The sequence below is a fragment of the Actinoallomurus sp. CA-142502 genome (assembly GCF_050936355.1).
Classification (GTDB): Bacteria; Actinomycetota; Actinomycetes; order Streptosporangiales; family Streptosporangiaceae; genus Actinoallomurus; species Actinoallomurus iriomotensis.
Map to the genome: position 1 here is coordinate 4,584,878 of NZ_JBNJMY010000001.1, position 17,686 is coordinate 4,602,563.

Consider the following 17,686-nt stretch of genomic DNA (forward strand, 5'->3'; position numbering starts at 1 on the left):
CGGCCTCAGCGGGTCACGCGGGCCACTTGGAGTTCAGGATGGTCTCGACGAAGTCGCCGCGGGTGAAGCCCGGCAGGCAGTGGGCCAGGACGTCGGCGTTCACGGTGCCGAACGTGCTGTCCGGGCGGTGCGCCATTCCCTCGGTGAAGGCCTTGAGGATCTCTCGTTTGAAGTCGGGTCGCGGGTGCGCCGCCGTCACCTCGGCCCGCTCGTCCTCGGTGATCTCGTCGTAGCCGAGGCCGAGCACGTCCAGTTCGACGCCGGCCGTGACGAGGGCGACCTCGGGTGCCATGCGCCAGGGGATCTCCGGCGTGGTGTGCAGCGCGATGCCCTGCCACACCAGGTCGGCGCGCTCCGGCGGCACACCGTGGTCGAGCAGGACGCGGCGTGCCTCGTCGGCGCCGTCGAGCTCGAAGCGCTGCCGGGACTCGGCGAACCGGCCGGTCAGCCCGAGGTCGTGGCAGACCGCTCCGGCGTAGAGCAGCTCCGGGTCGTACGTCAGGCCGCGCCGGCGTCCGCGCAGCGAACCCCAGAAGAACACCCGGCGGGAGTGGTGGTAGATCAGGTCGGTCGCGGAGTCCCGTAGCAGCGCGGTCAGGTCGCGGGCCAGCGGCGAGCCGGGCACCTCGACCCCGGCGAGGACGGTCGCGGACATCGGTCTCCTTCCCCGTGCACGAGGCGTCGCCGCCCCCGGACGGCCGGCGCGCCCGTCCACGGGGCGCGGTCAGCCGCTCAGGGCCATCGTGGCGAGGTGGCGGTTGATCCCGTTGACGTCGGTGGTCTGGACGTTGCTGAGCACGACGACCGCGATGTCGTCGTCGGGCAGGTAGCCGTTGCTCGTGTGATACCCCTGCAGCAGGCCCGGGTGGTAGACGTAGCGGTGGCCCTTCAGCTTGTCGATGAGCCAGCCGAAGCCGTACGCGCTGGAGGGGGAGTCGAGGCAGCCTCCGGACGGGCAGGGCGCCTGCGGGCTCAGCGCCTCCTTGACCGTCGAGGCGGGCGCGACCTTGGCGGTGCCGAACGCCCGGTCCCAGCGGCTGAGGTCGTCCACGGTGGAGTACACCCCGCCCGCGGCGTTCGCCTGGGAGCCGTTGATCGGCGGCGCCGGCGTGCCGGGCTTGAGGTAGCCCTTGGCGTACGGGGAGGGCGGGTAACCGTTGGTGTAGCCGGTGCGGCCGAGCCCGAGCGGACCGGCGATGTCGTCGTGCAGGACGGTGCCGAACGGCTTCTTGGCGACCTTCTCGACGATCGCGCCCGCGAGGATGTAGCCGGAGTTGCTGTACTTCCAGTTCGTGCCGGGCTTGAAGTCGAGCGGCTTGTTCACGAACCGCTGGATGATCTCCTGGGTGTTCGTGGGCTTCGACAACTTGGGGAAGAAGTCCGGCATCTCAGAGATATCCGGGATCCCGGACGTGTGGTCGAGGATCTCCTTGATCGTGATGGCGCCCCAGGCCTTCGGACACGACTTGACGTATGTGGGCACGAGGTACGGGCAGATCTTGTCGCTCAGCCGCAGGCGTCCCTGATCGCGCTGCTTGAGCACCAGCATCGCGGTGAACTGCTTGCTCACCGAGGCGAGACGGAAGATCGTGTCCGGGCGGTTCGGGACGTTCTTGGCCGCGTCGGCCTTCCCGGCGGCGAAACGCGTCAGCACCTGCCCGTGGCGGACCACGATCGCCGCGCCGGTGAACTTCTTGTCGGCCACCAGACCCTGCAGGTAGGACGTCATCGCCGCCCCCGTCTTGTCACCCGGGGGCGCGGGGGAGGTCGCCAGCGGGTCCGGGGGGTGCGCCCGCCGGGCGGCGGGCGGGGTGGCCGTGCCGCCCCCGCCGCCGGAACCACTGCAGGCCACGCCCGCGGTGAGGACCGCGCACACCGCGACAGCGGATCGACCGACACGCATATTCACCATGGTTCCCCCGCCACCTGTTCCCCGCACCGTCCGATCGGGCCAAGAATCCTCCACCGCCACGTCCGGCAGGCTACCCGCAGACGCGGAAAGTGGGATCATGGTCCGGCCCCGGGGGATGGGCCTCGACGGCCAGGGGTAGGGACCGTCCGCGTTGACGATTCGGGGGGATGCATGCGCGCTGTCACCGTGACCGGCTTCGGAGCCGAACCCGAGGTGACCGACCAGCCGGTGCCCGAGCCCGGCCCCGGCGAGGTGCTGGTGCGGCTGACCGCCGCCGGGCTGAACCCGTTCGACTGGAAGGTCGTCGACGGCGCCATCCCGAGCGTGCGGTTCCCGCTCACCATCGGCACCGACGGCGCCGGCACCGTCGAGCGGGTCGGCGCCGACGTCACCGGCTTCCAGCCGGGCGACGCGGTCTTCGGCCAGTTCAGCAACGCGAAGGAGGGGCGCGGATCGTACGCCGAGCTGGCCGTCGCGCGACAGGACGCGATCGCCGCGGCCCCGCGTACGGTCGCGCTGAGCGAGGCCGCCGCCGTGCCCACCGCGGGCATGACCGCCCTCAACCTCGTCGACCGCGTGGCCGAAGCCGGCGCCGGACGGCTGCTGGTGGTCGGCGCCACCGGAGGCGTCGGCACCTTCGCGACGCAGCTGGCGGCCGCCCGCGGCATCGCCGTCGTCGCCACCGCGGGGCCGGACAAGGCCGACCTGATGCACGCCCTGGGCGCCACCGAGGTGGTCGACCACACCGCGGGCCCGATCGCCGACCAGGTCGAAGCACCGGTGGACGCCATCATCGACCTGGCGAGCGACACCGAGCGGCTGCGCGCGCTGCTGCCGGCGATCCGTCCCGGCGGCACGATCCTCAGCCCGGTCTTCGCCGTGCCGGACGAGGGTCTGCCGGGGGTCGAGGCGGCCAACTTCAGCAACGCGTCAAGCGCCGATCTCCTCGAACGCCTCGCCCGCGAGATCGACGCCGGGCACGTCAGGGTGGTCATCGGCGACACGGTGACACTCTCCCAGGCACCCGATGCCCTGGCGCGCAGCCGCGCCGGGCGGGCGCGGGGCAAGACCGTCATCGTGATCTGAGCCCGCGATAATCATGGCCCATGGACGACGTCACCGAGATCCGCGAAGGCGTGCATCTCGCCCGCGGAAGCGACACCAACTGGGTCATCCTCACCGAGGGTGACGCGGTCACGCTCGTGGACACCGGCTATCCCGGCGACCGCGAGCGGGTCATCGCCTCCCTGGCGGCGGTGGGGCGTCGCCCCGAGGACCTCGCGGCCATCCTCATCACCCACGCCCACTCCGACCACCTCGGCTCCGCGGAGCACCTCCGCGCGACGTACGGCGTGCCCGTGCTGATGCACGAGGAGGAGGTCCCGCACGCCCGCCGGGAGTTCCTCCACCAGGTCTCCGCCGGTCAGATCGCGCGGAACGCCTGGCGTCCGGGCGTGCTGCCGTGGGCGGTGCGCGCGGTCCGCTCGGGCGGCCTGACGGACGTACGCGTCGCGGCGCCGGAGGCGTTCCCGGCCCCGCTGGACGTGCCCGGCCGCCCGGTGCCGGTGCACACGCCCGGCCACACGGCGGGCCACTGCGCCTACCACCTGCCGGAGGCCGGCGTCCTGATCACCGGCGACGCGCTCGTGACCGGCCACCCCACCTCACGCGCACAAGGCCCGCAGCTGCTGCCGGACTACTTCCACCACGACCGTGAGGAGGCGCTGGCGAGCCTGCGGGCGCTGGGACGGCTGGAGGCGGACGTCCTGCTGCCCGGCCACGGCCCGGCCCACGACGGCCCCGCCGCCGCGGCCGCCGAGCACGCCCGCGGCCTCGCCACCCCGTGACCGCGGGAGGCGGGTCCACCGAATCCGCCGGGTAGAGGTCATTTCACGGAGTACCGAGCCCGGACTCGGTAGGTTGACCGCATGGATCATGATCAACTCGGTTCCCCGTTAACCGGCATGCCGCTCACCAGTGTCCTCGTCGGACCGCCGGTGGGCGGCCACATCGCGCTGTGGGACGAGGATGACGTCAGCTTCTGGCGGCTGTCCGGCGCTCCGCCCAGCATGCTGGGGACGGGCGCGATGCTACGGGTGGACGACGAGACCGGCCGTTACCGCGAAGTCGGCCTCCTCGACCGGGAGACCGGTCTGCTGGTGCTGCGTGACCGTGAGCCGGGCCCGGGGGACACGCCCGTGTCCCAGCTCGTCCAACTCTCACCGGTCGGGACGGATGAGGCGAAAGCCGAGTCCATGCGGGGCGACGTCACCGCGGCGGAATGGCTCGGGGACGTGGCCTTCGCCGCCGCCACCCGCGGCGAGTGGCTGGCGATCCACCTGGGGAGCTGGGCGGGGCCATTCACGCCGGTCGTGGTGATCGAGCTGCTGCGGGACCCCGGCGGCGCATGGCTGTCCGCCGTGCGCGCGACACCGGTTCCGGCCGGCGCACAGTTCTGGAGCGACCACGCGGTCGCGCCGGGGGCGGAGCGTCAGCAGGTCACGGCGCCGGCGAGCCACAAGGCGTTGACCCTCGGTGGGGCCCTGGCCCTCTCGGCGTTCCTCGAGTGGGGCATTCACCCGCTCATGCTCGGGATGACGTTCGGCCCGAATCCGCTCGGACCGTGGTCGGAGTCGGCTCACTGACCGTCAGGCCGGGGGACCCGGCCGGGTCCGCGCCCCCGGGCCGATGCGGGCAGACTGGGGCGCATGCGCGCGAGCCGGCTGGTGTCCCTTCTCCTGCTTCTGCAGGCGCGTGGGCGGATGACCGCGCAGCAGCTCGCCGACGAGCTGGAGGTCTCGCTGCGGACGATCTACCGGGACGTCGAGTCGCTGTCCGCCGCGGGCGTGCCGGTCTACGCCGACCGGGGGCCGGCCGGCGGTTACCAGCTGCTCGACGGCTACCGCACCCGCCTCACCGGGCTGACCGCGGCGGAGGCCGAGTCGCTGTTCTTCGCCGGCATGCCGGGGCCCGCCGCCGAGCTGGGCCTGGGCACCGTCCTCGCCGCCGCCGAGCTGAAGCTCATGGCGGCGCTGCCCAAGGGCCTGGCCGAACGCGCCGGCCGCGTACGCGAGCGTTTCCACCTGGACGTGCCCGGCTGGTTCCACGGCGGGGAGCCGACGCCGTACCTGGCCGCCGTCGCGGACGCCGTGTGGAACCAGCACCGCGTCCGGATGCTCTACCGGCGCTGGAAGGCCCCGACGCCGATCACCCGTACGATCGAGCCGCTCGGGCTGGTCCTCAAGGCGGGCAACTGGTACCTCATCGCCCGGTCCGACGGAGGCGACCGTACGTACCGCGTCGACCGGGTGCGGGAGCTGGAGACGCTCGACGAGGTCTTCGAACGCCCCGCCGACTTCGACCTCGCCGCGTTCTGGCGTGCCTATCTCGACCGCTTCCAGCGTGAGATGTTCTCCGGCGAGGCCGTCGTCCGCTTCTCGCCCGAGGGGATGCGCCGTCTCCTGCACCTGCTCACCCCGGCGGTGATCCAGGCGGCGCGGGAGAACGCCGGCGAGCCCGACGAGGCGGGCTGGGTGCGCACCGTGATCCCCATCGAGTCCGTCCGGCACGCCCACGCGGAGCTGCTGCGGTTCGGCGGCGAGGTGGAGGTGCTGGAACCCGCCGAGCTGCGCGAGTGCGTGATCGCCTCCGCGCGGACCCTGCTGGACCTGTACGGCGGCTGAGCCCGGACGTCCCACGGCCCCCGTCCGCCTGGGGGAAGCGGACGGGGGCCGTGGAAACGGGGGTCAGGCGCCGGGGCCCGGCCGTTCGGCTCCGCGAGCCGCGTCGGTCCGGCCGGCCACCTTCACGTCGGTCGGGCCCATGGTCTGCGGCGCGGTCGGCTGAGGCGCCGTGCCCGGGACCCGCTCGGGCAGCGGTCCGCGCGGCGGCGGGACGGTGGCGTCCTCCGGTCGCGACGGACGATGCCCCAGCGGCGGACGCGGGCCGGGGGAGGCCTCGCCCACCGGCCGCTCCTCGGTCACCGGCGACGGCCGGTCGGCCTGCTCGGCCAGCGCGGCGTCCCGTACGCCGACCACCGCGAGGCGGCCGAGGGCGACGGCGGCGAGGAAGACGGAGACCACACCGAGGCCGTACAGCAGCGTGACCTGCTCGGCGACCTGGCGCGTCGTGCCGCCGAGCGCCGGGCCGAGGGTCGTACGGCCCTGGTCGGCCCACAGGCCGCTGAGCGGAACGCCGACGGCGAACCACGCGCCGCCGACCGCGGCGAGCCAGGCGCCGAATGCCGCGAAGGCGCGGTTGGCGCTGGCCAGCGCGATCAGGCCGCCGAGGAAGACGGCGGCACCGGGCACGACCTGCAGCCACACCCGGCCGGACGTGAGGTGCCAGGCCTTGTCGGGGGCGAAGGCGAAGTGGAAGTACGGCCCGATGAGAGGCATGAGCGCCCCCCACAGGCCGAGCAACACCAGCAGCAACCCGCTGAGGGCGCCGCGGGTGCGGGGGACTCGTAGCGTTGCGGACATTTTGGCGATCAACTCCCTGGACGGCTGAAGCGCCTACGGGGTACCCGGTGAAAAACCGTTCATGCACCCCGATACAGAGACATCACCGGTAATGGCCGTCCGGTATAACAGCCGAATGGTCGTTACTAGGGGATTCGGTGGCTGAGCCGGAAGAAACCGTTCCGTACGAGTCCGACCTCGAGCTGCTGCGCAGGTACGAACCGGTCCTGTCCTACACCGACGGTGAGCGCTTCTTCCCGGTCGCCGTGGAGGACTACCTGGCCTGCTGCGGCCTCTGGCGGGGGGAGGAACAGCTCGTCCCGGCGGGTGAGCTGACCGCCGAGGTGCTGGTCGCGACGGCCGAGCGGTATCCGGAGTCGCAGCTGTCGCTCCTGCTCGTCCAGGAGCCGTTCCACCGCAAGGAGGTCCGCCGGTACACGCGCGCCAAGCCGCCCATCGCCAAGTCCGGGCGGCTCGCCGCGGTCGGCCTGTTCGGCCGGGTCTTCGACGTGCTGCTCCGCGCGTCGCTGTTCCTGCGCGGCTCGGTGCCCGGCGGCGTCGCCGCGGCCGCCGCGGACCTGTACGAGCGCCGCATGAACCCGGCCCGCTGCACCTATTACGGCCGGGTCGTGCGCGAGGGCGGCTACGTGGCCCTCCAGTACTACTTCCTGTACGCGATGAACGACTGGCGTACGACCTTCAGCGGGGTCAACGACCACGAGGCGGACTGGGAGGCCGTCACGATCTACCTCGCCGAGTCCCCCGCCGGGCCGCGGCCGGCGTGGGTGGCGGTGTCCGCGCACGACGAGTCGGGCGACGATCTGCGCCGCCGCTGGGACGACCCCGACCTGCGGCTGGCCGGCGAGCATCCGGTGATCTACGTCGGCGCGGGCTCGCACTCGGGCGCGTTCGTCCGCGGCCGGTACCTGGTCACCGTCAACCCCGCGCGGCTGCGCCCGATCCTCCGCGGCACGCGGCGGGTCACGGCCTTCGCCTTCCCGTGGACGCGGGAGGGGCGCCGGCACTCCGGCGTCGGCATCCCCTTCATCGACTACGCCCTGGGCGACGGGGAGGAGGTCGGCCCCTCCCGTGCCCGCGGCTGGCATCCGGTCGTCATCTCCGACGAGACGCCGTGGGTGAGCGGCTTCCACGGGCTGTGGGGCCGCGACACGCGTGACTGGGTCGGCGGCGAGCGCGCCCCGGCGGGCCCGCGCTATGACCGCGACGGCCGGGTGCGCACTCTCTGGGCGGACCCGCTCGGCTGGGCCGGGCTGCAGAAGGTGCCGCCCGAGCCCGAGGACGACGTCCGGGCGCTGCGCGACCGGATCGCGATCCTGGACAAGGAGATCGCGGACGCCGACGCCACGATCGAGCACGACCGCGAGGAACTCCGGCGGCTGCGCGCGGCCGCGGTCTCCCTCGGCCGTCACGAGAACGCCCGTGGCCTCGCGCGGCAGCGGTCGGCGGAGGTGGTCAAGGCCGAGAACGCCCTCCGCGCGCTGGTCCGCACGCGTACGGACCTGGCGGAGGAGCGCGCCGCGCACGACGCGACACTCGCACGGCCGCCGGCCGTCGGGAGACCACAGGAGCACCTGCGCGAGCCGAACGTGCCGTACACGCCGACGCGTGGCTCGCGCACCCGCTTCCTCAACGTCTGGGCCGCGCTGAGCACACCCCTGTTCATCCTCGCCGTCGTCGGCGTCTTCGTCGTGCCGCACGAGCCCGTGTCGATCCTTCTCGCCGGGGTGGTCTTCCTCTTCCTGACGATGGAGGCCTGGGCCCGCCGCCGGATGCTCGCCCTCGCGACGGGTCTGCTGATGCTGGCCGGGGCGGTGGCCGTCGTGGTGGGACTGAGCTTCGCGGTCGTGTACGGGGGCCGGTACGTGCTGCTCGGCCCGATGGTCGTGGTCGCCGCCGTGCTTCTCGTGGTCAACCTGCGGGAGCTGTTCCGAAGTTGACGCGTCGCCGCCCGATCAAAAGAACGCTCTTGTCTTTTCGACGTTGGGGTCCGTAGCGTGTGACCGGCGCGAAGGGAGCATGCCGCATGATCAGGACCATCTCGCGTGGGCTCGTCGCCGGGCTCGCGGCGCTGGCGCTCACCGCGGCACCGGCGCAGGCGGCGAGGCGTTATCCGGTCGGTGACCTGAAGACGGCCGTGGCGAACTTCTTCGTCAGCCCGGATGCCGTCGCGGGCGCCAACGACTGGTCGTGCCGGCCCTCCCGCGCGCATCCGTACCCGGTCGTGCTGGTCCACGGCACCACGTCCAACCTCGGCTCGGCCTGGGTCGCGCTCGCCCCGACCCTGGCCGACGCCGGATTCTGCGTGTACGCCTTCAACTACGGCGAGACCTACTCCTCGCTGTTCGGCCACCTGTACGGCCTGGGGGAGATCTCGCGGTCGGCCGCGACCATGAGCGCCTTCGTCGACCGGGTGCTGGCCGCCACCGGCGCCGCCAGGGTGGACGTGGTCGGCCACTCACAGGGCGGGATGATGCCCAACTACTACATCAAACGGCTGGGCGGCGCGGCCAAGGTGCACACCATGATCGGCCTGGCGCCCACGAACCACGGCACGACGCTCGGCGGGCTCGTCGACCTCGGCCGTACGTTCCACGTGCTGGGACTGGTCAACGGCGCCTACACGCTGATCGGCGCGCCCGCCGAGTCCGAACAGGAGGAGGGCTCGCCCTTCCAGACGGCGCTGTTCGCCGAGGGCGACACCGTGCCCGGCCCGCGCTACGTGGTGATCGCCAGCTCCCGTGACGGCACGGTCACGCCGTACACCAACTCCTTCCTCAATGGCGCCGACGTCACCGACATCCTGCTGCAGGACCAGTGCCCCGGCGATGCCGTCGGCCACGTCGGGCTCTCCCTCGACGGCCCCGCCATCCAGAACGTGCTCAACGCCCTCGGCCCCGCCACCCCGCACTTCCAGGCCGACTGCACCGGCTACGGCCCGGAGTTCTGACCTCAGGTCGCGGATTCACCAGAGCAGTTCGTCGAGCTGGTCGGCGAGCGGCCGGGCCGTCGCGCGGTTGTCCAGCGCGATGTGGGGGACCGGCGGCGGCTCACCGGCGCGGATCGCGGCGGCGAACTCCTCGAAGCGCTCCAGCTTGCGCTGGTCGCGCTCCAGGCCACGGCTCTTGAGCCGCTCGCGCAGCGTCTCGCGGTCCGCGCGTATCCAGACCAGGTGCACCGGCGAGCCGCCCAGCTCCTCGGTCCACGCGCGCCACCGCCGAGGGTCGTGGATCTGCCCGGTGAACGGGCCGCTGAGCAGCACCGGGCATCCGTGCGAGCGGATCTCGCGGGCGGTGGCGGTCATCCCGGCGTACTCATGGACCTTGATGTGCTCGTCGTACCAGGGACCCTCGCGCTCGCCCTCCGGGCGGCCGTTCGCGCGCAGCATCGCCGAGACGAAGGAGCCGTAGAGCGTGTCCTTGTCGATCAGCGCGGGCACGGGCCGCAGCCGGCTCAGGAGCAGGTCGGCCACTGTCGACTTCCCGCTGCCCGGTGGCCCGGCCACGATCCACACCGCACTCGGAAGGGGTTCCATGCGTCGCATCATCTCCCGCTGAGTGCCAGGTCAGGTGCCCGACGCTCCGAAACCTTCGGCGTGCGGAAGCATTATGCGCGGGAAATCGCCTTCTGTGGCGCTTCTCCGGCCCGGCCGTATGCGGCCGCCGCCTCGTCGTAACGGCGGAGAATCAGGGCCGCGAGCGCGTCGTGGACGCCGATCGGCGGGCTGACCGCGTTCGCGCCGCAGTCGAGGATTCGCCGGTGGAAGAACCCGGGCGCGAGCAGGTACGAGGCGACGACGACCCGCCGGGCGCCGCGCCTTCGCAGGGTGCCGACGACCTCCGGGAGCGACGGCTCCGCCGACGCGGCGAACCCGTGCGCCACCGGACGCCCCAGATACCGGCCGAGCATCCGCGCCGCGGCGCGCACGTCGGCCATCCCGGACGGATCGGACGTGCCGGCGGCGCCGAGCACCACGGCGTCCGCCGGCGGCGTCGCCCGCAGCCGGTCGACGAGCGCGCGGGCCAGCAGCGCGTGGGGGCCGAGCGGCCGGGTGACCACGGCGCCTGGGCCGGCGCGTCCGGGGACGTCCACCAGGGAGTGGTAGCCGCGGCCCAGCATCAGCGGCACGGCCACCGCGGGCCCGGTCAGGCCCGCCACGGCGTCCTCGAGGGAGGGCGCGCAGATCTCGGCGAAGCACTCCGCCACGTGCAGCCACGGCCGCCGCGCGCGCACCCGGTCCAGCAGGGCGCGGATCGTGGCGACTCCCGCCGGGTCGCGTGTGCCGTGGCCCACGGCCAGGAGTACCGGAGCCGCGCTCACGAATCCTCTTTCGTCGGTGGGGTGACCGGGGCGCGTGTTCGTTGGTTCACTCGCTTCGCTCGCTCACGGGGCCCTCCTTCGTCGGTGGGGTGACCGGGGCGCGTGCTTGCTGGTTCACTCGCTTCGCTCGCTCGCGGGGCCCTCCTTCGTCGGTGGGGTGACCGGGGCGCGTGTTTGCCGGTTCACTCGCTTCGCTCGCTCGCGGGGCCCTCCTTCGTCGGTGGGGTGACCGGGGCGCGTGCTTGCCGGTTCGCTCGCTCACGGGCCGGCGCTCTCCGCGGCGGGTTCGCAGGCGAGCCGGTAGCCGCGCTTGACCACCGTCTCGATCAGGCCCGGCCGTCCGAGGACGCGCCGCAGCCGCGCCACCGCCATCTCGACCGCGTGCTCGTCGGGCTGGAGGCGCGCCTGCCACGGCCCGCCCGGCCCGGTGCCGCTCGGCAGCACACCGCACAGGTCCGTGCGGGAGACGACGTGCCCGGGCCGCTCCGCCAGCGCCCGCAGCACCGCCATCGGCGCCCGCGTCACCGGCCGCAGCCGCCCGTCGACGAGCACGGCGTGCCCGCGCAGTTCGAGCGTGTGGCCGCGCACCACGATCCGGTCCGAGCGCCGTACCGGCAGGTCGGCGGCGAGGGCACGGACGAGCGCGCCGATCCGCGCGCGGTCGGGCCGTACGGTGGGCACGCGCCGGCGCTCCAGCGGCGCGGCGGTCACCGCGCCGACGCAGGCGGCGACCACCCGTGTGCGCAGCGCGTCGAGCAGCGGTTCGCCGCTGCCGCGCTCGTCGGCAACGGCCAGCGTCGCTGCGACCGCGGGCGCGCTCGTGAAGGTGATCGCGTCCAGCGTGCCCGCCACCGCCTGCTCGACGAGGCGCCGGAGCGGTTCGGGATCCTCCGCCGGCGCCCACTGGTACACCGGGACCTCCAGCACCGTGGCGCCGGCACGCCGCAGCCCGTCGGTGAGGTCCGGGCAGGGCTCGCCGTAGAGCTGCACCGCGATCCGGCGGCCGGTGAGGTCCTCCCGCAGCAGGTGGCGCAGGACCTCCTCACAGCTCTCCGACTCCGGCGACCACGCCTCGGCCATCCCGGCCGCGCGGACCGCGCCGCGCGCCTTGGGGCCGCGGGCGAGGATCCGGGCGTCGTTCAGTCTCTTGATCAGGTCGTCGCGCAGCCCCCAGCCGTCGGCCGTCTCCAGCCACGTACGGAATCCGATGCCGGTGGTGACGACGACGTCGTCGACCGGGCTCGCCAGCATCTGCCGCGTCGCGGACAGGAGCAGGGCGTCGTCGGACAGCGACACCAGCCGGATCGCGGGGGCGTAGACCACCCGGGCGCCTCGCCGCTCCAGCAGCGCCGAGAGCTCCTCGTGCCGGCGCGCCGCCGTCACGCCCACCGTGAAGCCGGCCAGGGGCTCGGCGTTCACGTCCGGGCCACCTCCACCCGCGTGCCGCTGACGCGCACGCGGTACACCGGCACCCGGACCGCCGGGTCGTCCAGGCAGCGGCCCGTCGTCAGGTCGAAGACCTGCTTGTACATCGGGGAGGCGACGGTCGGCACGCCGCCGCGGGAGCCCACGATGCCGCGCGCGAGCACGTACGCGCCGCTGAACGGGTCGAGGTTCGACAGCGCGTGCACCCGTCCGTCGTGGGTGCGGAAGAGCGCCACCTGCTCTCCGCCGACGAGCGCGCACACGCCGTCCTCCGGCGGCAGGTCGTCGTAGTCGCAGACGTCCTGCCAGCGCACGGACACAGGCGCGAGGTCGAGTACCTGAGTCATGAGTCCTCCTGCGTCGGAAAGTGTGACCACCGGGGCACGCCTGTGACTCCCTCGCTTCGCGAGGTCATCGGGACACCACCTCCGGGATGACGGGTTTGATCTGGTCGCGTTCGGGCTCGAAGACGATGCTCGGGTCGGGTGTGCCGGGCGCGTTGACGAAGGACACGAAGCGGCGCAGCCGCTCGGGGTCCTCCAGCGTCGCCCGCCATTCGTCGGTGTAGTCCTCCACGTGCCGGGCCATCGCGGCGTCGAGCGAGTCGCAGATGCCGAGCCGGTCCGCGACGATGACGTCCCGCAGGTACTCGATGCCGCCGTCGAGGCTCTCCAGCCACGACGCGGTGCGCTGGAGCCGGTCCGCGGTGCGGATGTAGAACATCAGGAACCGGTCGATGTAGCGGATCAGGGTGTCGGTGTCCAGATCGGTGGCGAACAGGTCGGCGTGCCGCGGTCGCATCCCGCCGTTCCCGGCGACGTAGAGGTTCCAGCCCTTCTCGGTGGCGATGACGCCGAAGTCCTTGCTCTGCGCCTCCGCGCACTCCCGCGCGCATCCGGACACCGCCGACTTGATCTTGTGCGGGGCGCGCAGGCCCCGGTAGCGCAGCTCCAACCGGATCGCCAGCCCGACCGAGTCCTGCACGCCGTAGCGGCACCAGGTGGAGCCCACACAGGACTTGACCGTGCGCAGCGCCTTGCCGTACGCGTGCCCGGACTCGAATCCGGCCTCGGTCAGCCGCTTCCAGATCTGGGGGAGCTGTTCGACGCGGGCCCCGAACATGTCGATCCGCTGGCCCCCGGTGATCTTGGTGTAGAGGCCGAAGTCGCGCGCCACCTCGCCGATGACGATCAGCTTCTCCGGCGTGATCTCCCCGCCGGGCACGCGTGGCACCACCGAGTAGGTGCCGTTCTTCTGCATGTTCGCCAGGAACTGGTCGTTGGTGTCCTGCAGGCCGGCCCGTTCGCCGTCGAGGATGTGCCCGGTGCCGAGGCTGGCCAGGATGGAGGCGACCACCGGCTTGCAGATGTCGCACCCGCGGCCCCGGCCGCATTCGGCGATGAGCCCGCTGAACGTCGTGATGCCCCGCACCCGGACGATGTCGAACAGCTCCGCGCGGGTGTGGTCGAAGTGCTCGCACAGCGCCCGGCTCACCGGGATGCCCGCGGAGGTGAGCTCCTCGTCGAGGATCCGTTTCACCAGCGGGACGCAGCTGCCGCAGCCGGTGCCCGCGCGGGTGCACGCCTTCACCGTGGGCAGGTCGGTGAGGCCTCCGTCGGCGATCGCGGACCGGATGGTGCCGGCGCTGACGCCGTTGCAGCTGCACACCATCGTCTCTTCGGTCATCGCGCCGGCCACGGCCTCGGTGCCGCCGAACAGGAGCCGGTCGGGCGCCGCGGGCAGGCTCGCGCCGACGCAGGCGCGCAGCGTGGGATAGGCCGACGCGTCCCCGACGAGCACGCCGCCGAGCAGCGTCCCCGCGTCGTCGCTGACGACGAGCCGCTTGTACGTCCCGGCGACCGGGTCGGTGTAGCTGACGTTCAGCGCGTCGGCCGAGGGGTCGCCGAAGCTCGCGACGTCGACGCCCATGAGCTTGAGCTGCGTCGAGGTGTCGGCGCCCGCGAACCGGGCCGCCCCGCCGAACAGCGCGTCCGCCACCACCTCGGCCATCGACAGGCAAGGGCCGACCAGCCCGTACACCTGCCCGCCGACGAGCGCGCACTCGCCGATCGCGTAGATCCGCGGGTCGCCGGTGCGGCAGGCGTCGTCCACCACGACGCCGCCGCGCTCGCCGACCTCCAGCCCGGCTGCGCGGGCCAGCTCGTCGCGGGGGCGGATGCCGGCGGAGAAGACGACGACGTCGGCCGGCAGGACCGTGTCGCCGGCGAGACGGACGGCGTCCGCCTCGACGCGGTCCAGCATGACGCCCGTGTGCACGCGCAGGCCGAGCGCCTCGATGTGGCGCCGCAGCATCGCCCCGCCGCCCTCGTCGAGCTGGCGGGCCATCAGCCAGGGCGCCATCTCCACGATGTGCGTCTCCAGGCCGAGTCCCTGCAAAGCGCGGGCCGCCTCCAGGCCCAGGAGCCCGCCGCCGACGACGACGCCGCTCGCGCGGCCCGCGGCCCGCGCCCGCAGGGCGTCCAGGTCGTCGATGGTGCGGTACACGAAGGCGGTGCCGGCCCCGGGCACGGGCGGGACGAACGGCACCGATCCCGTGGCGAGCACCAGGGTGTCGTACCCCAGCGTCTCTCCGGCGTCCGTCGTGACCGTGCGGCCGGCACGGTCGATCGCGGTGACCCGCTCTCCCGTACGGACGCGCACGGCGTCGTCGTGGGCGGGGTACCCCAGGTCGGCGCCGTCGGTAAGGTAGGAGGTCAGCGCGACCCGGTCGTAGGCCGGACGCGGTTCCTCGCCCACGACGGTGATCTGCCAGTAATCCTCGGTGTCCCGCTCGCGGACCGCCTCGATCAGGCGGTGCGCGGCCGGACCATGGCCGATGACGACAAGGTGACCGGTCTTCGTAGGAGTCGGCGGCATGGTGCCGATCCTGAGTTCGGAGCGTTTCACCATCGAGTCCGCTGTATTACCGTGAGGTCACAAGCGCTTCACCCGGGGTCTGGCGGGCCGGTGCGCGACCTCACGGCACCGCGCCGCGCGGCGTGCACGGAACGTAGCACCGCCGACTCCTGCGCCACATCCACGGGAAACGTCGGGTTCCTACCGTCCGGGACGGCCCTACGGACCCGCAGGAGGCTCCCATGACCACCGTCGAGCGACGTGCGCCGGCGACCGCGCCAGGCCGGATCACGGACTGGCGTCCCGAGGACGCGACGTTCTGGACGGCGACCGGGGCGAGAGTCGCCCGGCGCAACCTCGTCCTGTCCATCTTCAGCGAGCACATCGGCTTCTCGGTCTGGAGCCTGTGGTCGGTCCTCGTGCTGTTCCTCGGCCCGGCGTACCACATCGACCCGGCGGGCAAGTTCGTCCTCACCACGGTCCCCACGGCGATCGGCGCGGCGCTGCGCCTGCCGTACACCTTCGCGGTGGCCCGGTTCGGCGGCCGCAACTGGACGGTGATCAGCGCCAGTCTGCTGCTGGTGCCCGCCGTGGCCGCCGCCGTCGTCATCCGGCCCGGTGTGTCGTACGGCACCCTGCTGATCATCGCCGCCGTCGCGGGCGTCGGCGGCGGCAACTTCGCCTCCTCGATGGCGAACATCAACGCCTTCTTTCCCCAGCGGCTCAAGGGCTGGGCGCTCGGCGTCAACGCCGGCGGCGGCAACCTCGGGGTGGCCGTGGTACAGCTCGTGGGTCTGGCCGTCCTGGCCACGGCGGGCGCCGGCCACCCGCGACTGGTGGCGGGCATCTACATTCCGCTCATCGTCCTGGCCGCCCTCGGCGCGGCGCTGTGGATGGACAACCTGCCCGGGCTGCGCAACGACGGGCGGGCCATGCGCGACGTCTCGCGGGACGCGCACACCTGGATCGTCTCGCTGCTCTACATCGGCACGTTCGGGTCGTTCATCGGCTTCGGGTTCGCCTTCGGCCAGGTGCTCCAGGTGCAGTTCGCCGCCGACTTCACCACCCCGGTCAAGGCCGCGTACCTGACGTTCCTCGGCCCGCTGCTCGGTTCCCTCGTCCGCCCGGTGGGCGGCCGGCTGGCGGACCGGCTCGGCGGCGCGCGGGTGACGTTCTGGAACTTCACCGCCATGGCGCTGGGCGCCGCCGTCGTCCTGCTCGCCTCGGCGCAACGGTCGCTGCCGTTGTTCATCGTGGGGTTCGTGCTGCTGTTCGTGCTCAGCGGCGTCGGCAACGGCTCGACGTACAAGATGATCCCGGCGATCTTCCGCGCGAAGTGCGCGGAGGAGACGGAGGCCCGGCGCCTGTCCAGCGCGCTGATCGGCCTCGCCGGCGCCATCGGCGCGTTCGGCGGCGTCCTGGTGAACCTGGCCTTCCGGCAGTCGTTCCTCGCGTACGGGTCCGGCACCGGCGCCTACGTCGCCTTCATCGGTTTCTACGTGCTCTGCGCCGTCGTGACCTGGATCGTGTACCTGCGGCGCTCCGCCCGGCTCGCCGGAGTCTGAGGCGCGGCCCGGGCGGGATCACGCCGGGATGCGCAGGCTCTGGCGCGCGAGGCGGGCGACCATCGCCTCGTCGATGTCGTGGCCGAGGCCCGGCTGGGTGAGGGGGACGGCGACGACGCCGCCGTTCACGCTCACCGGCGGGGACACCACCGCCGTGGCGGTCGGGGTCTCGGTCACGTCGCTCGGCAGGTCGCACCCCGGCAGGCTGGCCACCGCGACCGCCGCCGCCTGGCCGACGCCGAACCCGTCCGCGCCGCCGCACCACGCCTCCCAGCCGGCCGCGAGGGCGCGGTCGTGGGCGCCGCGGGCCGCGGTCAGGCCGCCCAGCCGGGCGATGCGCAGGCCCAGCATGCGGCCGGCGCCCATGGCGAGGGCGCTGTCGACGGTGTCCAGGTCGGCCGGATCGAGGCACACCGCCGTGGCGATCCGCCGCTGCAGCCGTGCGTACGCGGGCAGGTCGTCGCCGGCGAACGGCCGCTCGATCGCCACGAGGCCGTACGCGTCCAGGGCGTCCAGCGCGTCGAGGTGGGCCTTCGCCTCGGTGTACGCCTCTCCGGCGTCGGCCTGGAGGGCGAGCGCGGGGAACGCCCGGCGTACGGTGCGGACGGGCTCGACGTCCCAGCCGGGGTGCACCGCGAGGGTGACCCGCGTGTAGCCGGCGCCGACGAGGCGGTTGACGCGGGTGAGCAGCACGTCGAGCGTGGGCTCGGCGCCGAGCCGGGCGCCCGCCATCACCGAGGTGCGGGTGCCGCCGAGGGAATAGGACAGCGGGCTGCCCTGGCGGCGGCACCACAGGTCCCAGCAGGCGATGTCGGTCGCCGAGGCCGCCGCGCTCCCGCCGAGCCCGCCGACGCCGCCGACCTCCTCGGGCAGCTCCCAGTCGAGGCCGAGCAGGGCGGGGCCGACGCGCTCCTCGATGTCGGCCCAGCAGACGTCGGAGGCGGCCACCTCGCCCCAGCCCGCGAGGCCGTCGTCGTCCGTCACCCGGACGAGAATGCTCTCCGGGCGCCGGCCGCGCGGCATCGCCATGCGGTAAGCCTCGAACCCCTGGATACGGGGCATGTCACCGTCCTCGCCTCGACGTCCCTTCTATGATCCACCCATCCCGGACATGCTCCGGGCGGTGGCCC

General features: G+C 73.2%; 16 protein-coding genes. 7 read left to right on the forward strand and 9 right to left on the reverse strand.

Features of this window, described 5'->3' with window-relative positions:
• Positions 1-13: 13 nt before the first annotated feature.
• The gene (locus ACQEV1_RS21970) at positions 14-655 is read right to left on the reverse strand and encodes an HD domain-containing protein (protein ID WP_285619698.1); all 642 of its coding nucleotides are present in this window, start codon (positions 653-655) and stop codon (positions 14-16) included.
• Between the two features lie 69 nt (positions 656-724).
• On the reverse strand, positions 725-1,903 hold the full coding sequence (locus ACQEV1_RS21975; RefSeq protein ID WP_433395678.1) for a serine hydrolase domain-containing protein: 1,179 nt from the start codon (positions 1,901-1,903) through the stop codon (positions 725-727).
• Between the two features lie 180 nt (positions 1,904-2,083).
• On the opposite strand from ACQEV1_RS21975, the gene ACQEV1_RS21980 reads away from it, so the two are divergent.
• The 4 genes from ACQEV1_RS21980 to ACQEV1_RS21995 all read left to right on the forward strand — a co-directional run bounded on the left by ACQEV1_RS21980 (position 2,084) and on the right by ACQEV1_RS21995 (position 5,595).
• The gene (locus ACQEV1_RS21980; RefSeq protein ID WP_285619696.1) at positions 2,084-2,998 is read left to right on the forward strand and encodes an NADP-dependent oxidoreductase; all 915 of its coding nucleotides are present in this window, start codon (positions 2,084-2,086) and stop codon (positions 2,996-2,998) included.
• Positions 2,999-3,018: 20 nt separating this feature from the next.
• Positions 3,019-3,759 carry an MBL fold metallo-hydrolase gene (locus ACQEV1_RS21985; RefSeq protein ID WP_433395680.1) on the forward strand — a complete coding sequence of 247 codons (741 nt, stop codon included), beginning with the start codon at positions 3,019-3,021 and terminating at the stop codon, positions 3,757-3,759.
• 81 nt (positions 3,760-3,840) lie between these two features.
• Positions 3,841-4,557: a hypothetical protein gene (locus tag ACQEV1_RS21990; RefSeq protein ID WP_433395682.1), complete on the forward strand. Its 717-nt coding sequence runs from the start codon at positions 3,841-3,843 to the stop codon at positions 4,555-4,557.
• A gap of 63 nt (positions 4,558-4,620) precedes the next feature.
• Positions 4,621-5,595, forward strand: coding sequence for a helix-turn-helix transcriptional regulator (locus ACQEV1_RS21995; RefSeq protein ID WP_285565840.1), 975 nt, complete (start codon positions 4,621-4,623; stop codon positions 5,593-5,595).
• A gap of 63 nt (positions 5,596-5,658) precedes the next feature.
• On the opposite strand, the gene ACQEV1_RS22000 is transcribed toward ACQEV1_RS21995, so the two are convergent.
• The gene (locus ACQEV1_RS22000; RefSeq protein ID WP_433395684.1) at positions 5,659-6,393 is read right to left on the reverse strand and encodes a hypothetical protein; all 735 of its coding nucleotides are present in this window, start codon (positions 6,391-6,393) and stop codon (positions 5,659-5,661) included.
• 137 nt (positions 6,394-6,530) lie between these two features.
• Here ACQEV1_RS22000 and ACQEV1_RS22005 point away from each other — a divergent pair, with 137 nt between their 5' ends.
• Positions 6,531-8,330 carry a hypothetical protein gene (locus ACQEV1_RS22005; protein WP_433395685.1) on the forward strand — a complete coding sequence of 600 codons (1,800 nt, stop codon included), beginning with the start codon at positions 6,531-6,533 and terminating at the stop codon, positions 8,328-8,330.
• Positions 8,331-8,416: 86 nt separating this feature from the next.
• A complete protein-coding gene (locus ACQEV1_RS22010; RefSeq protein ID WP_433395687.1) occupies positions 8,417-9,340 on the forward strand; it encodes an esterase/lipase family protein in 924 nt (307 codons plus the stop codon).
• Between the two features lie 15 nt (positions 9,341-9,355).
• Here ACQEV1_RS22010 and ACQEV1_RS22015 read toward each other — a convergent pair whose 3' ends face one another.
• The 5 genes from ACQEV1_RS22015 to nirB form a co-directional block, all read right to left on the reverse strand.
• The gene (locus ACQEV1_RS22015; protein ID WP_285619683.1) at positions 9,356-9,925 is read right to left on the reverse strand and encodes an AAA family ATPase; all 570 of its coding nucleotides are present in this window, start codon (positions 9,923-9,925) and stop codon (positions 9,356-9,358) included.
• 71 nt (positions 9,926-9,996) lie between these two features.
• The gene (locus ACQEV1_RS22020) at positions 9,997-10,710 is read right to left on the reverse strand and encodes a sirohydrochlorin chelatase (protein WP_433395689.1); all 714 of its coding nucleotides are present in this window, start codon (positions 10,708-10,710) and stop codon (positions 9,997-9,999) included.
• Positions 10,711-10,968: 258 nt separating this feature from the next.
• Entirely contained in the window at positions 10,969-12,129 is a 1,161-nt protein-coding gene (locus tag ACQEV1_RS22025) for a uroporphyrinogen-III synthase (protein ID WP_433395691.1), read from the reverse strand.
• A complete protein-coding gene (nirD, locus tag ACQEV1_RS22030; RefSeq protein WP_285619679.1) occupies positions 12,126-12,482 on the reverse strand; it encodes a nitrite reductase small subunit NirD in 357 nt (118 codons plus the stop codon). The genes ACQEV1_RS22025 and nirD overlap by 4 nt, the downstream gene beginning before the upstream one ends.
• Positions 12,483-12,546: 64 nt before the next feature.
• Positions 12,547-15,012, reverse strand: a complete 2,466-nt coding sequence (gene nirB, locus ACQEV1_RS22035) for a nitrite reductase large subunit NirB (RefSeq protein ID WP_285619678.1) — start codon at positions 15,010-15,012, stop codon at positions 12,547-12,549.
• A 221-nt stretch (positions 15,013-15,233) separates the two neighbouring features.
• Here nirB and ACQEV1_RS22040 point away from each other — a divergent pair, with 221 nt between their 5' ends.
• Positions 15,234-16,556, forward strand: a complete 1,323-nt coding sequence (locus ACQEV1_RS22040) for a nitrate/nitrite transporter (RefSeq protein WP_433395694.1) — start codon at positions 15,234-15,236, stop codon at positions 16,554-16,556.
• An 18-nt stretch (positions 16,557-16,574) separates the two neighbouring features.
• On the opposite strand, the gene ACQEV1_RS22045 is transcribed toward ACQEV1_RS22040, so the two are convergent.
• Complete coding sequence (locus ACQEV1_RS22045) at positions 16,575-17,618, reverse strand: enolase C-terminal domain-like protein (RefSeq protein WP_433395696.1); 1,044 nt, start codon at positions 17,616-17,618, stop codon at positions 16,575-16,577.
• Positions 17,619-17,686: the final 68 nt, after the last annotated feature.